Annotated in this window: 11 protein-coding genes and 1 tRNA gene; 6 read left to right on the plus strand and 6 right to left on the minus strand. The window is 62.3% G+C overall.

Features of this window, described 5'->3' with window-relative positions; translation table 11 throughout:
• Positions 1-78: 78 nt before the first annotated feature.
• Positions 79-1,533, minus strand: coding sequence for a glutamate synthase subunit beta (locus tag AC0L28_RS22555; RefSeq protein WP_023798073.1), 1,455 nt, complete (start codon positions 1,531-1,533; stop codon positions 79-81).
• Between the two features lie 144 nt (positions 1,534-1,677).
• Positions 1,678-6,426 carry a glutamate synthase large subunit gene (gltB, locus tag AC0L28_RS22560; RefSeq protein WP_473480245.1) on the minus strand — a complete coding sequence of 1,583 codons (4,749 nt, stop codon included), beginning with the start codon at positions 6,424-6,426 and terminating at the stop codon, positions 1,678-1,680.
• A gap of 574 nt (positions 6,427-7,000) precedes the next feature.
• Here gltB and AC0L28_RS22565 point away from each other — a divergent pair.
• Complete coding sequence (locus tag AC0L28_RS22565; protein WP_473480247.1) at positions 7,001-8,053, plus strand: threonine aldolase family protein; 1,053 nt, start codon at positions 7,001-7,003, stop codon at positions 8,051-8,053.
• A gap of 71 nt (positions 8,054-8,124) precedes the next feature.
• Here AC0L28_RS22565 and AC0L28_RS22570 read toward each other — a convergent pair whose 3' ends face one another.
• Entirely contained in the window at positions 8,125-8,589 is a 465-nt protein-coding gene (locus AC0L28_RS22570) for an Hsp20 family protein (protein WP_077380347.1), read from the minus strand.
• A gap of 564 nt (positions 8,590-9,153) precedes the next feature.
• Here AC0L28_RS22570 and AC0L28_RS22575 point away from each other — a divergent pair.
• Positions 9,154-10,128 carry an alpha/beta fold hydrolase gene (locus tag AC0L28_RS22575; protein WP_287343821.1) on the plus strand — a complete coding sequence of 325 codons (975 nt, stop codon included), beginning with the start codon at positions 9,154-9,156 and terminating at the stop codon, positions 10,126-10,128.
• Here AC0L28_RS22575 and AC0L28_RS22580 read toward each other — a convergent pair.
• The 3 genes from AC0L28_RS22580 to AC0L28_RS22590 all read right to left on the minus strand — a co-directional run bounded on the left by AC0L28_RS22580 (position 10,012) and on the right by AC0L28_RS22590 (position 13,104).
• Positions 10,012-10,785 (minus strand): hypothetical protein, encoded by a 774-nt coding sequence (locus tag AC0L28_RS22580; RefSeq protein ID WP_473480249.1) that lies wholly within the window; start codon positions 10,783-10,785, stop codon positions 10,012-10,014. The genes AC0L28_RS22575 and AC0L28_RS22580 overlap by 117 nt on opposite strands.
• 120 nt (positions 10,786-10,905) lie before the next feature.
• A complete protein-coding gene (gene hisN, locus AC0L28_RS22585) occupies positions 10,906-11,679 on the minus strand; it encodes a histidinol-phosphatase (RefSeq protein ID WP_091600418.1) in 774 nt (257 codons plus the stop codon).
• A gap of 468 nt (positions 11,680-12,147) precedes the next feature.
• A complete protein-coding gene (locus AC0L28_RS22590; protein ID WP_287175681.1) occupies positions 12,148-13,104 on the minus strand; it encodes an N-formylglutamate amidohydrolase in 957 nt (318 codons plus the stop codon).
• Positions 13,105-13,250: 146 nt separating this feature from the next.
• Between AC0L28_RS22590 and cpdR the strand changes: the two genes are divergently transcribed.
• The 4 genes from cpdR to AC0L28_RS22610 all read left to right on the plus strand — a co-directional run bounded on the left by cpdR (position 13,251) and on the right by AC0L28_RS22610 (position 15,400).
• Positions 13,251-13,613 (plus strand): cell cycle two-component system response regulator CpdR, encoded by a 363-nt coding sequence (cpdR, locus tag AC0L28_RS22595; protein WP_006199474.1) that lies wholly within the window; start codon positions 13,251-13,253, stop codon positions 13,611-13,613.
• Positions 13,614-13,731: 118 nt separating this feature from the next.
• Positions 13,732-13,806: transfer RNA gene (locus tag AC0L28_RS22600), tRNA-Val, on the plus strand.
• 353 nt (positions 13,807-14,159) lie between these two features.
• Complete coding sequence (locus tag AC0L28_RS22605) at positions 14,160-14,495, plus strand: helix-turn-helix transcriptional regulator (RefSeq protein WP_473480252.1); 336 nt, start codon at positions 14,160-14,162, stop codon at positions 14,493-14,495.
• On the plus strand, positions 14,492-15,400 hold the full coding sequence (locus tag AC0L28_RS22610) for a hypothetical protein (protein WP_473480254.1): 909 nt from the start codon (positions 14,492-14,494) through the stop codon (positions 15,398-15,400). The genes AC0L28_RS22605 and AC0L28_RS22610 overlap by 4 nt, the downstream gene beginning before the upstream one ends.
• Positions 15,401-15,456 lie beyond the last annotated feature (56 nt).

Here is a 15,456-nt window from a genome sequence, read left to right on the forward strand (position 1 = left end):
GGTAGCTTTAACTGCCACGACCGCTCACAAGTGCTTCGGCCGGCGAAGGCCGGAAGCGCAGAAAAGCCTCAAACGGTCTCAGCGCGGCAGCACGCTCGATCCCATCAGCGCCTCGTCGATCGAACGCGCTGCCTGACGGCCCTCGCGGATCGCCCAGACGACCAGCGATTGACCGCGGCGCACATCGCCCGCCGCATAGAGCTTTTCGACGCTGGTCTTGTAGTCGCGATCATTGGCCTCGACGTTGTTCGAGCGGCGGCTGTCGATGGCGATCTTCATCTGGCCAGCCAGCTCCGACACCGGCCCGACGGCGGCCGGCCCGGCAAAGCCGATAGCGATGAAGGCGAGATCCGCGCGGATGACGAATTCAGTGCCGGCGATCGGCTTGCGCTTTTCATCGACCTCGCAGCATTTGACGCCGGTCAACGCGCCGTCCTCGCCGATGAATTCGAGCGTCGCCACCTGGAACTCGCGCTCGGCACCTTCCGCCTGCGAGGACGAGGTGCGCATCTTCGTCGCCCAGTAGGGCCAGACCGAAAGCTTGTCTTCCTTTTCCGGCGGCTGCGGCCGGATGTCGAGCTGGGTGACGCGAACGGCGCCCTGGCGGAAGGCGGTGCCGACGCAGTCGGACGCGGTGTCGCCGCCGCCGACGACGACGACATGCTGGCCGCCGGCGACGATCGGCGGCGACGGCCACGCCACCGACTGGATCGGCTCACCGCCGATGCGCTTGTTCTGCTGCACCAGGTAAGGCATCGCGTCATGCACGCCGTCGAGATCGTCGCCGGGAATGTTGGCCGGGCGCGGCGTTTCCGAACCGCCGCAATAGAGCACCGCATCATACTCGGCGAGCAGCTCCGCCACCGGCTTGTCGACACCGACATTGATCCCGCAATGGAAGCTCACGCCCTCGCCTTGCATCTGCTCGATGCGCCGGTCGATGTAGTGCTTCTCGATCTTGAAGTCGGGGATGCCGTAGCGCATCAGCCCGCCCGGCCGGCTCTCGCGCTCGTAGACGTGAACGTCGTGGCCGGCGCGGCCAAGCTGCTGGGCGGCCGCCATGCCGGCCGGCCCCGAGCCAATGATTGCGACGCGCCTGCCGGTCTTCCTTTCCGGCGGATAGGGCCGGATATGACCGGTTTCATAGGCCTTGTCGGCGATCGCCTGCTCGATCGTCTTGATGGCGACCGGAATGTCCTCGAGGTTCAGCGTGCAGGCTTCCTCGCAAGGTGCCGGACAGATGCGGCCGGTGAATTCCGGGAAATTATTGGTCGAATGCAGGTTGCGGATCGCATTGTCCCAGTCGCCATTGTAGACGAGGTCGTTCCAGTCCGGGATCTGGTTGTGGACCGGGCAGCCGGTCGGCCCGTGACAGTACGGAATGCCGCAATCCATGCAGCGCGCGGCCTGTTTCTCGACCTCCTTGTCCGACATCGGCAGCGTGAACTCGCGAAAATGCCGGATGCGGTCGGAAGCCGGCTGGTACTTGTGCACCTGCCGGTCGATCTCGAGAAACCCTGTTACCTTGCCCATAGTCCAGTCCCTGCTGTCCAGATGGCGCGCTCGACGACGCACCCGTTAACCTCATAAGGCAGCCATGGCAACCTTCAGTCCGAGGCCAGGATTGTTGATGAAGGCGTCGCCCGGGAAGCTTGGCTTCCCGGCAACTCCCAAAGCCTATTCCGCCGCAACGCCCATGCGCATGCGTTCCATTTCGATCAGCGCACGGCGGTATTCGACCGGCATGATCTTCCGGAATTTCGGCCGGAAAGTCGCCCAGTTGTCGAGGATCTCGCGGCCACGCACCGAACCCGTGTAATGGACGTGGTTCGAGATCAGCTGATAGAGCCGCTCCTCGTCATGGCTGGTCATGTCGCCGGACACGTCGACGCGGCCTTTGTGGTCGAGATCGCCGCCATGATGGAGCAGTTTCTCCATCAGGTCGTCTTCTTCGGGAACGGGTTCCAGTTCGACCATCGCCATGTTGCAGCGCTCGGCGAAATCACCCACCTCGTCGAGCACATAGGCGACGCCGCCCGACATGCCGGCGGCAAAGTTGCGGCCGGTCTGCCCGATGACGACGACAATGCCGCCGGTCATGTACTCGCAGCCATGGTCGCCAACACCTTCGACGACGGCGGCGACGCCCGAATTGCGAACCGCAAAACGCTCGCCGGCGACGCCGCAGAAATAGGCCTCGCCCTCGGTCGCGCCGTAAAGCACCGTGTTGCCGACGATGATCGAATCCGCGGCGACGATCTTCGTGTTCTCAGGCGGGCGGATGACGATGCGTCCGCCCGACAGGCCCTTGCCGACGTAGTCATTGGCCGCACCGACCAGCTCGAACGAAACCCCACGCGCCAGGAAGGCGCCGAAGGACTGGCCGGCGGTGCCGGTGAGCTTCACCGAGATCGTGTCCTCGCGCAGGCCCTTGTGCTTGAAGCGCTTTGCCACTTCGCCCGACAGCATGGCGCCGGTCGAACGGTCGACATTGCGGATCGGCAGCTCGATGCTGACCGGCTGCCTGGCGTCCAGCGCCGGCTTGGCCAACTCGATCAGCTTGCGGTCGAGCACGTCGTCGATCGGATGCTTCTGCCGCTCGGTCCAGTGCACCGCCTCATGCGGGGCATCCGGCTTGAAGAACATCTTGCTGAAGTCGAGCCCGCGCGCCTTCCAGTGCTGGATCAGCGCCCGCTTCTCCAGGAGGTCGGTGTCGCCGATGATCTGGTCGAGATGGGTGTAGCCCATCTCGGCGAGCAGCGCCCGCACCTCTTCCGCCACATAGAAGAAGAAGTTGATGACATGTTCCGGCGTGCCCTTGAAGCGCTTGCGCAACACCGGATCCTGCGTCGCGACGCCGACCGGGCAGGTGTTGAGATGGCACTTGCGCATCATGATGCAGCCGGCCGCGATCAGCGGCGCGGTCGAGAAGCCGAATTCGTCGGCGCCAAGCAGCGCGCCGATGACGACGTCGCGGCCAGTGCGCAGTCCGCCATCGACCTGCAGCGCGACGCGCGACCTGAGGCCATTGAGCACCAGCGTCTGGTGCGTCTCGGCAAGGCCCATCTCCCACGGGCTGCCGGCGTGCTTGAGCGAGGTCAGCGGCGATGCGCCGGTGCCGCCGTCATAGCCGGAAATGGTGATGTGGTCGGCGCGCGCCTTGGCGACGCCGGCCGCAACCGTGCCGACACCGACTTCCGAGACCAGCTTGACCGAGACATCAGCCGCCGGGTTGACGTTCTTGAGGTCGTAGATGAGCTGCGCCAGATCCTCGATCGAGTAGATGTCGTGATGCGGCGGCGGCGAGATCAGGCCGACGCCGGGCGTCGAATGCCTGACCTTGGCAATGGTGGCATCGACCTTGTGACCGGGCAGCTGACCGCCCTCGCCGGGCTTCGCGCCTTGCGCGACCTTGATCTGCATCACATCGGAGTTCACCAGATACTCCGCCGTCACGCCGAAACGCCCGGAAGCGACCTGCTTGATCGCCGAACGCTCGGGGTTCTTGCCGCCGTCCGGCAGCGGCAGGTAACGGTCGGCCTCTTCGCCGCCCTCGCCGGTGTTAGACTTGCCGCCGATCGTGTTCATGGCGCGCGCCAGCGTGGTGTGCGCTTCCCTGGAGATCGAGCCGAAGGACATCGCCCCGGTCGAGAACCGCTTGACGATATCGGCAGCCGACATGACCTCGTCGAGCGCGACCTTCTTGCGTCCGGTTTCTTCGGCCAGCCTGATCTTGAACAGGCCGCGAATGCTCTGCGCCCGCGCCGTCTCGCTGTCGATCTGAGCGGAATAGTCCTTGAACGTCTGCCACGATCCCTGGCGCACGGCGTGCTGCAGGGTGGCCACCGCATCGGGCGACCAGATATGCGCTTCGCCGCGCATGCGGAACATGTATTCGCCGCCGACCTCGAGGCTGTTGCGCAGCACCGGGTCGTTGCCGAAGCCGTCGGCGTGGCGGCTGACCGTTTCGGCCGCGATCTCTTCCAGCCCGACGCCTTCGATCAGCGTCGCGGTGCCGGTGAAATATTTTTGCACGAAATCGGTCTTCAGCCCGATGGCGTCGAAGATCTGCGCGCCGCAATAGGACTGGTAGGTCGAGATGCCCATCTTCGACATCACCTTGAGAATGCCCTTGCCGATCGACTTGATGTAGCGGGAGACGACCTCATTGGCGTCGACTTCGGCCGGCAGCTCGCCGCGCTTGTGCATGTCAAGCAGCGTGTCGAAGGCGAGATAGGGATTGATCGCCTCGGCGCCATAGCCCGCAAGGCAGCAGAAATGATGCACCTCGCGCGGTTCGCCGGACTCGACCACCAGCCCCACCGATGTGCGCAATCCCTTGCGGATCAAATGATGGTGGACTGCCGCCGTCGCCAGCAATGCCGGGATGGCGATGCGGTCCGGCCCGAGCTGACGGTCGGACAGAATGATGATGTTGTAGCCGCCGGCGACCGCCGCCTCGGCGCGCTCGCACAGCCGGTCTATGGCGCCCTGCATGCCGGCCGCGCCTTCGTTCGAAGCATAGGTGATGTCGATCGTCTTGGTGTCGAAACGGTCCTCGGTATGACCGATGGAGCGGATCTTCTCAAGATCGCCATTGGTCAGGATCGGCTGGCGCACTTCGAGCCGCTTGCGACGCGAATTGCCGACGAGGTCGAAGATGTTAGGCCTCGGCCCGATGAACGACACCAGGCTCATCACCAGTTCCTCGCGGATCGGGTCGATCGGCGGGTTGGTGACCTGGGCGAAGTTCTGCTTGAAATAGGTGTAGAGCAGCTTCGATCTGTCCGACATCGCTGAAATCGGCGTGTCGGTGCCCATCGAGCCGACCGCTTCCTGGCCGGTGGTCGCCATCGGCGACATCAACAGCTTGGTGTCTTCCTGGGTAAAGCCGAACGCCTGCTGGCGATCGAGCAGGCTGACGTCCCTGCGCAGCGCCCGCGGCTCGACCGGCTTCAGGTCTTCGAGGATGAGCTGGGTGTTGGCGAGCCAGCTCTTGTAGGGATGCCTGGTCGCGATCTCCGACTTGATCTCCTCGTCGGAAACGATGCGGCCCTTCTCCAGGTCGATCAGCAGCATGCGGCCGGGCTGCAGCCGCCACTTCTTGACGATCCTCTCCTCCGGCACCGGCAGCACGCCGGCTTCCGAGGCCATGATGACGCGATCGTCGTCGGTGACGATATAGCGCGCCGGGCGCAGCCCGTTGCGGTCGAGCGTGGCGCCGATCTGGCGGCCGTCGGTGAAGGCCACCGCCGCCGGCCCGTCCCACGGCTCCATCAGGGCGGCGTGGTATTCATAAAAGGCCTTGCGATCTTGATCCATCAGCTTGTTGCCGGCCCAGGCCTCAGGGATCAGCATCATCATTGCGTGAGCGAGCGAGTAGCCGCCCTGCGTCAGGAATTCGAGCGCATTGTCGAAACAGGCGGTGTCCGACTGCCCCTCATAGGAGATCGGCCACAGCTTGGAGATGTCGTTGCCGAACAGTTCGGAATCGACCGAGGCCTGCCGCGCCGCCATCCAGTTGACGTTGCCGCGCAGCGTGTTGATCTCGCCATTGTGGGCGACCATGCGATAGGGATGCGCCAGCTTCCACGACGGGAAGGTGTTGGTCGAGAAACGCTGGTGGACGAGGATCAGCGCCGTCTCGAAACGCGGATCGGTCAGATCCTTGTAATAGGCGCCGACCTGATAGGCCAGGAACATGCCCTTGTAGACGATGGTCCGCGATGACATCGATACGACGTAGAAGCCATTGTCGACGCCCTTGGTCTCTTCGTGGATACGACCGGAAATGACCTTGCGCAGGATGTAGAGCCGCCGTTCGTAATCGTCGTCGCTCTCGATCTCGGCGCCACGACCCAAAAACACCTGCCGCTGGACCGGTTCTGAAGCAGCGATATCAGGCGCCTTTGACAGCGATGAATTGTCGACCGGCACGTCGCGAAAGCCGAGCAGCGGCTGGCCTTCGAGCTGCGCGACCTCGGCGATGATGCCTTCGATATGCGCCTGAAGCTCAGGATCGCGCGGCATGAACACATGGCCGACGGCGTAATGGCCGGGCTTTGGCAGTTCGACGCCCTGGCTGGCCATCTCCTCGCGGAAGAAGCGGTCGGGAAGCTGCACCAGCACGCCCGCGCCGTCGCCCATCAGCGGGTCGGCGCCGACGGCGCCGCGATGCGTCAGATTTTCGAGCACCGCCAGGCCGTCCGTGACGATTTGATGCGACTTCACGCCCTTCATATTGACGATGAAGCCGACGCCGCAGGCATCGTGCTCGTTGCGCGGATCGTAAAGGCCGTGGGCGGCGAACCCGGTAGGGGTCCGCCCGATCCTGGTCAGGCCAGTGGCGATGGACGGATTTTTGACGGCTGGCGCTTTCGTCTGCGCGGCCGGGCCGTTCGTCGCAGATGGCGTCACTTCCGTCATCGTCCTGTCCTCCATGCCAGCCCTTCGGGCGCTGGTTTCCGTTGGGAAGCGCATGAGCTTCCCTCTCATCCTTGCGGCACGTCTTGCGAAATCCTTGCCGAACCAGGCGGCCTGGTTCGCATCCGGCAATCGTAGAGGCCAGAGCCGGGCTGTCTACCTGTCGCTCGCGGCAACGGCCGGAGAGCCCAATGATACGCCAATCCAGCCGGTTTTGTGCGACAAAATAAGACAGTACTACTGTCCTAAATTTTTATGACAGAAATTGCGGATGCGCACAAGACCGATTCACAACAATCATGGGCATCTAGAGACAGAAAATTACGCGCGACCCGGCCAAAACGCAACCTTCAGTCGTCCGCGTTAATGCATGTCGCGCAAAAGTGTGCAGCGGTTTTGCGATAACGACATGCATGAAAACAAAAACCTAAAGCGCGTCGCATGAGGCCGGCCGAACGCGACGCGCTTTGGGTCCCCGGCCTCTCGCTGGCTTTACCGCTTTTCCGGCGCTTGGCACTTGCGAGCGCCATGCGAAAGCGGCCAAGGTCGCCTCGATTTTCCCAGCACAGGCAAACGCATGAATTTCGCTTCCGACAATTGGGCAGGCGCCCATCCCAGCATCGCCGCGGGCCTGTCGGCCCATGCCGGCGGCTTTTCCACCGCCTATGGCGACGGCGCCCTCGACGAGGCCGCATACCAGCGCTTCAACGAAATCTTCGAGCGCGAGGTCGCGGTGTTTTTCGTGGCCACCGGCACCGCCGCCAATTCCCTATCGCTGACCGCCTACAACAAATCGGGCGGCATTTCCTTCTGCCATCGAGAGTCGCATGTCATCGAGGATGAATGCGGCGCCCCGGAATACTTTACCGGCGGCTCACGGCTCCATGCCGTCGACGGCGCGCTGGGCAAGATCGATCCGAATAAGCTGGACAGGGCGGTCGGCCGGTTCGCGGCTGAAATCGTCCATTCCGGGCGCCCGATGGCGGTGTCGATCACCCAGTCGACCGAGGTCGGCACCATCTACACACTGAACGAAATTGCCAGGATTTCGGCGATCGCCAAGCATCACAAACTGCCGCTGCACATGGATGGTGCCCGCTTCGCCAATGCGCTGGTCGCGCTCGAGACAACACCGGCGCAGATGACCTGGAAGGGCGGCGTCGACATCCTCTCTTTCGGCGCCACCAAGAACGGCTGCTGGTGCGCCGAGGCTATCGTGCTGTTCGACCTCGACCGCGCCAGGGAACTGGCCTTCCTGCGCAAGCGCGCGGCGCAATTGTTCTCGAAATCGCGCTTCATCGCAGCGCAGTTCGAAGCCTATTTCAAGGACGACCTGTGGCTCGACACGGCGCGGCATGCCAACGCCATGGCAGCACGCCTCGCAGCACTGATCGAGGATTCCGCGTCGGCGCGTCTGGCCTGGCTGCCGCAAGCAAACGAAGTGTTCGCGGTGATGAAAAAGGCCAAGGCGGAACGGGTGTTTTTGGCCGGTGCCGCCTTCTACGACTGGCACAAGCCGCACGACTTTGATGGCCATATCGGCGAGGACGAAGCGCTCTATCGTTTCGTCACCAGCTTTGCGACCACGGCCGAAGAGGTCGACCGCTTTGGCGAGCTAATTGCTGGATAGCGGCACCTATCCATAAAAAAGGGCGGCGCCAGGCGCCGCCCTCGTCTGTTAGGTCGTCTTTGTGACGCAGCTTACGCGGCGGTCTTGGCCTCGATCTGCTTGGCCTTCGCCGAAGACGCGGAGATCGCGATCTTGCGCGGCTTCAGCTCCTCGGGAATATTGCGCTTGAGGTCGACGAAGAGCAGGCCGTTCTTCAGCGAGGCGCCGACGACGTCAACATGGTCGGCAAGCTGGAAGCGGCGCTCAAAGGCCCGGCTGGCGATACCGCGATAGAGCAGTTCGGAGCCTTCGCCATTGCCCTCCTTGCGCTCACCCTTGACTGTCAGAACGTTGCGGTGAGCCTCGATCGAGAGCTCATCGTCCGAGAAGCCGGCGACCGCCATCGAGATGCGATAGGAATCCTCACCGGTGCGCTCGATGTTGTAGGGCGGATAGGTCTGTGCACCTTCGGGCTGCGCAAGCGAATCGAGCATGGTGAATAGCCGGTCGAAACCGACGGTCGAACGATAAAGCGGGGAAAAATCAACGTGACGCATAGTGTGTTCTCCTGTTGAGCAACAAACGTGTGGCCGGTGCGAAACCCGTGACGGCGTTCCGGATGGGCCAGCGGCCCCGACATTGGCGGCCGCAACAACAGACATTTGGGGAGCACGAGAAGGCATTTCAAGATTCTGCCGCCTCGGTGAACGGCAGATGAACCGCGACTTCGGCGGACGTTCAGCTAAGTCGCGCTAGACTGCTTCCAGGATCAAGGAACAGGCGGCGGTTACGGCGTCGCGCGTCCTCTCGGACATGCAAAAGGAAGCTGTAACACTTTGATTGCGCATGATTCACGGCGAAATCGGCTGCGGTTTTCGCGGTTATGCGCGAAATGCCGCAACGGGGCCGACCGGGTGTAACGTCCCTTCCTCCCGGATCGACGGGGGGCCGGAAGCATGCCGCAAGCTGCTTTCGGCCTCACTCGCCGGCTGGCTCGTTCAGCCTTTCCAACGCGTCCGGAATTCCTTTGCTTTTGCTGCCCTTTGCTTTTGCTGCATGGGGCGTCTATGCCTACCACAGCTTGCGCCATGCAGGCAGCGACACATAAAACGCAGCGCCGAATGACGGACCTCCTCGACAAAATTCCCCTCTTCCGCGAAATTCCGGGCAATCCGCTGCCGGAAAATGCGGCCGGTGGTTTCTTCACCACGCGCGACGGCAAGAAGATCCGTTATGGCCTCTTTGCCGCCGTTGCCCGCCCGATGAAGGGCACCGTGGTCCTCTTGACCGGCCGCAACGAGTGCATCGAAAAATATTTCGAGACCATCCGCAACCTCGCCGACCGCGGCTTTGGCGTCGCCACCTTTGACTGGCGCGGCCAGGGCGGTTCCGACCGGCTGATCAGCGATCGCGAGCGCGGCTATGTCCGCAGTTTCTTCGACTACACCGGCGACCTGGAACAGTTCTTCGAGGAGATCGTGCTGCCCGACTGCCGGGGGCCGTATTACATATTGGCCCATTCGGCCGGGGCGGTGATCACGCTGCTTGCCGGGCCGTCGATGGTGAACCGCGTACGGCGCATGGTGCTGATCGCGCCCTTCCTGGCGGTGCCCGACCTGCCGGTCTCGACAGCCACCGTTCGCCGCCTCTGCTCGCTGTTCTGTCTGCTGGGCCTTGGCAAGCTTTACGCCGCCTGGGGTCCGCGGCCCAGAAAAACCATACCCTTTGCCGTCAACAAGGTGACATCGGATCCCGAGCGGTATCGGCGCAACACGCTGCTCTACGAAACCTACCCGCAGCTGGCGCTCGGCGGCCCGACGATCCGCTGGCTGAAAGCGGCGGCGCAGGCCTCCGAGGTCATCAGCGATCCCGACTTCATGGCCAGGATCCGGGTTCCCTTGCTGGTGGTCGCCGCCGGCGCCGACCAGGTCGTCTCGACTAAAGCGGTGGAAACCTACACCAGACGCCTGCGTCTCGGTTCACTGCTGGTGATCGATGGTGCACGCCATGAAATATTGCAGGAAGCCGACTTCTATCGCGAGCAGTTCTTTGCCGCCTTTGATGCCTTCATTCCGGGAAGCGACGACAACTCCTGATTGAGTGCCGTGCTCCTCCGGACGCGCAAAAGACCGCTCCAAATCATTGAAATCCATGACTTGGCTTGAAAGAATGACTTGGCTTGAAAAAATGCGTTCCAGGTCGATCGTCGGCCTACACTTGCCGGGCGAAATCCATGATCCAGTTGGTCTCCCAGGTCTTGCCGCCATCCGCTGAAAAAGCCTGCCCCAGCGCGCCGATTTTTCAGTGATCCGCGACCACAGGAAGCGAACCTGGATAGCGCGTCCGTCAAAAACGTCTTCACATAGGAACGTGCCGACGCCTGCTTCGAAGGCGCCGCGCATCGGAATATCGATGGTCGCCGGATTGCGGCCGTCGATCCACCAGATCGACCATTGTCTCGTCGCCGGATCGAAGGTCCGCAGCGTGGCGGCGCGATAGGCGCCGCCGGGCAATTCAATCACATTGTCATCGACATTGCCGAGCCCGCCAAGGATCGGGCGCACCTCGCATGTCCCGCCAAACACGTCCCAGTTCGTGTCGCCTTGCAGGCGCTCCTGCAACCTTCGATGGCTGACGTTCCAGCGTCCGAAGAAGAAATCGAAATCGGCCCGCCCATCTCCCAGGGCATTTTCTGCCGGCGCATTTTCTACTGGAGCATCTTCGGAACGGCTGGTTGTTAACTGCGTCGGCATGAGACTCCCTCCCGTGGCATTGTCTCCATAGCCGAGAGCTGCTGACACCCTGCCGTCAGGAGCATTGGGTTATCGTCGCCGTGGGCACCTCAGTGCGTAATGGCCAGCTGCCCAGCCGGTTCAGCCACGCAACGCCGCCATCGCGGCGGCATGAAGCTCCGGCGTTGCCGCAGCCAGGATGTCGCCGCCCCTTTCCGCCGGTCCGCCTTCGAAGGTGGTGACGACGCCGCCGGCCTTCTCGATGATCGGGATCAGCGCGACGATATCGTAGGGTTTCAAACCGGGGTCGGCGACGATGTCGACGCTTCCCGCCGCGACCATGGCGAAGGCATAGCAGTCGGTACCGTAGCGGGCGAGCTGGACCTGCCGCTCGAACAGGTCGTAACGCAGGCGCGCGTCTCCCTTGAACAGTGCTGGCGTGGTGGTGAACAGCGTCGCTTCGGCGAGGCTTGTCGTCTTGCGTGTGGTCAGCCGTCGCGGTCCGCCCGGGCCTTCATAATGGGCGCCGGACGCGTTGGCGTAGAAAAGCTCGCCGGTGAAGGGCTGCGACATCATGCCGGCAACGGCATCGCCGTCGACCGTCAGCCCGACCAACGTTCCCCACACCGGCAGGCCGGAAATGAAGGCGCGGGTGCCGTCGATCGGATCGATCACCCAGACATGCCTGCTGGAAATGTTCTCGCTGCCATGCTCCTCGCCAAGAATGCCGTGATCGGGATATTCCGCTGAAATAAGCGCCCGGATGACCCGCTCGGCCTCGCGGTCCGCCTCGGTGACCGGGTCGAAGCTGCCTTGCTCCTTGTTGGCGACTGCGCCCTGGCTGCGGAAGCGCGGCAAGGTTTCGGCTGCGGCGGCATCCGCAATGCGCCGCATGAAATCGATGCTGATGTCCAACTGATTCTCCCGCGTAATGCATGTCGCGCAAAAGTGTGCAGCGGTTTTGCGATAACGACATGCATAAAACAACAACCTAAAGCGCGTCGTCCGGTCAAACGCGAGGCGCTTTAGCGTGCTGGAACCAACGTCTGCCTGTGGATTTCCGCCAAAACAAGGGCGTGCGGGACTTTTGCGCATCGACGACTGTTGCTCGAATGCAACGCTGGCGCCCTCGAAACGCAGTTTCCACATCATAGTGAATTAAAAACGCCGCACGGCGGCTTGACATTTGTGCATCGCACAATAGATTTGTTCTCGGACAGGTTCTCCTGTCCATGCCCTCCTTGGGCGTTTCCTCCCTAGACTTCGACCGTGTCGTGCAAACGATGCGGTCTTTTTTTCGGCGCGGCACTCAGCCGATTGCGCGTCCCGACCCGCACGCCGACGCCTTTATCCGGCGCAAAACCTCATTTTCGATTTTCGGCATCATTCGGCGGCGAGCGGCAGATCGATAAAATTGTGGTCGGGCATCGCCATCAGGTCGGCCGAGAATTGCGCCAGATCGTCGGCGAGCGCATCGAAGCCGGCGGATTTCTGGAACGTCCGCTCGTTCATGTAAAGCCCGCGGTTGACCTCGATCTGCAGTGCATGGAGGTGGCGCACCGGGCGGCCATAATGCTCGGTGATAAAGCCTCCCGCATAAGGCTTGTTATGGGCGACGGTATAGCCCATGCCGATGAGCAGGCCGATCGCGGTCTCGGTCAACGCTGCCGCAGCGGAGATGCCGAAACGGTCGCCGACGATGAAGTCGGGCCTGACACCGCTGTCGCCGACCCTGATGCTCGCCGGCATCGAGTGGCAATCGATCAGCACGGCAAAGCCGAACCGCGCATGGGTCCTGGTCAAAAGCCGTTTCAGCGTCTCGTGATAAGGTTTGTAGACGGCCTCGATGCGCCCGACGGCTTCCGCCAGCGGCAAGCGGCCGGCATAGATTTCGAGCCCCTCTCCCACCAGCTTGGGCACGGTGCCAAGCCCGCCGGCGACGCGCGCCGAGCGGATGTTGCAGAACGACGGCACGGGTTCGGCGAACATGCGCGGATCGAGTTCCCACGGCTCCCGGTTGACATCGAGATAGGCGCGCGGGAAGTTTGCCGCCAGCATCGGCGCGCCGAGCGCGACGGCGCCGCCGAACAATTCGTCGACATAGCAATCTTCGGAGCGGCGGATGGCGTTTCGGTCCAGCCTTGCCATCGCCAGGAACCGGTCCGGATAGTGACGGCCGCTATGCGGTGAGTTGAAGAGGAAGGGGACGCGCTGTTCGGCGCCCGACCGGATTTCGAAGGGGGGAACGACCGAAAAATCCTCGGCTGCCGTTTTCAATTTGAACGAATCCGGAAACACCAATGCATCATGGTTGGAAAGGTGCCACCTCGCCGGCCGCATGTCCAGCGTTTCGGCGTCCGGACCGCTTTGTTAAGGCCGGTCGGGCCTTTATCGTTCACTTGATGTTTACCCTCGCCTCCTCATATACAGGATGGTTAACGGGCTGCCGCACGGCAGTCTCGGGCGGGTGATTCGGACGGGATAAGATGGCACGCATTCTGCTGGCGGAAGACGACGACGACATGCGCCGGTTCCTCGTCAAGGCGCTGGAGCGTGCCGGCTACCAGGTCAGCGATTTCGACAATGGCGCCAGCGCCTATGAGCGGCTGCGCGAAGAGCCTTTCTCGCTGCTCTTGACCGACATCGTCATGCCGGAGATGGACGGCATAGAACTCGCTAGACGCGCCACCGAGATCGATCCCGACCTCAAGGTCATGTTCATCACCGGCTTCGCCGCCGTTGCGCTCAATCCGGATTCCAAGGCGCCGAAAGACGCCAAGGTGCTGTCGAAGCCGTTCCATCTGCGCGACCTCGTCAACGAGGTCGAAAAGATGCTGCAGGCAGCCTGACGCGTTTTCCGCCGCCGGCTTCCGGAGCGCCTTCGACGGCGCGGCAAGGCGAAGCTTTCTTTCGCTTTTCCTGCTATTGACGCGCCGTGGCAAAAATGGTGTATGCGCGGCTTCGGATGGGCGTGTAGCTCAGCGGGAGAGCACTGCATTGACATTGCAGGGGTCACAGGTTCAATCCCTGTCACGCCCACCATTCGAAGCCCTTGAAAAAGCTTAACTTTGCGGCTCGTCCACTGCCACGCATTCGGTAAAGGGTTTCACCTCAGCAATCGCACAGCAAGCAGCCGAGCGGGATAACTAGGGCGCTGGAGGGATTTTTTTCGCGCCCCCGTTGCAACCAGAAGCGGCCAATAATATCTAGCAGGTGCAGCGTAACAAAAGCGGGATTACCGCTTCTAAAGGCAACGAGCGCGGTTGATTAGCCGCCCACGGGGAACTGCCCCCACCGCATACGCGGTTCGCCTGACTCACCCCAAATGAACCCGGGGATGGTCAGCGTGTCCGTGTGATTTCGCGCTGATCCTCCCCTTAACGGGACGGACGCTTATGCGCGAAAACCGCGAACAGCTTTTCCTCAATTTGTATCAGTTCTTGGAGTCTACCCCGGGCTTCTTCTCGCCCGGGTTCGACTTAATGGCCGCACTCTCGCCCGGCGAGCAACTGGACCGCTCTGCCTTCCGCGACTGCGATTTCCTCAACACCCGGGATGCCGCCGCGTTCTTGGGCGTTAAACCGAAGACTCTTCAAAACTGGCGCACTGGACGCAATGGCCCGCGCTACGTCCGTATTGGTGGCTCCGTCTCATACACAGTCGGCGACCTCCGCGCCTTTGTTGATGGCGGGCTTCGCACTAGCACGTCCGACCAAGGGGGTGCGAAGTGAAGTTCTCCAACATCATCCATGCCGCCGAGTTCGATATTCGGGACCGGCTGAAGGCCGTCCTCAAGAATGCCGCAGCAGCGGCAACGGAGGCCGGTCGCCGCCATAAGGGCAAGGATTCCACCGTCACTTTCTCCATCCGTGGGCTGGCATTGCGGCAGGCCAACGCCATCAAGGATGTTCGGGCCGCCGGTCTCAATGTCCGCCCCTACAAGTCTGCCATCCACGATGGCTTTGACAGCCTCTACCGAGGCCCTTCGAAGAGTGCCGCCTGCCTCTATGAGCGCTTCCGCTCCCGGCTGACGGTGCTGACGAAAGTCGCGCCCCTATTCGCCGACGGCGAGAACGTGCACTCGGTAGCCCTCGCGAAGATTCGCCATAGGGTGCCGGTCGGATCACTAGACCGGTTTCGGCCCTCGGCCGCACTGAACATGGTCACAACGATCCACCGGCAACTCCGGCTGCGCGGTGTTGAGGCCAAGATTTTCGGCGTCGTGGAGGTCTCATTGATCGAACTGGACGGAGAGCTGTTCTTCGAACCGCATGTCCACATGATCATTGCCGGTCCGACGTACGAAGAGCTCGTTGCTGTGATCCCTCGTCGTCCAAGCCATAACTCTCGAATTGAGACGGTCTACCATCTCAAGGGTCAGCTTCTTTATCTGACGAAGTTCCAACCCGAAACTCGCTCTGGGTATGAGGATAAGCGAGGCAACCAAGGCCGTCAGCGCAATGTGATGCAGGCATCCAAGCGCGCCGAATGGCTCGCTTGGTATGCGCAATACGGCATGGCCGAACTCATGATCCTCAAAGGCTTTCAGCCCGGTTTGATCAGGCGGTTCGTTGATGCCGATGTGCGCGCGCTGATTGAAGGACTCCTCGGTAGACGCTTACGGGGAGCTCGTTGATGGCCTCGAAGGCCATGTTGGAGCCGCGCTCCACATAACTGCAACTGGTAACCGGT

The organism is Mesorhizobium sp. WSM4847 (genome assembly GCF_055811335.1).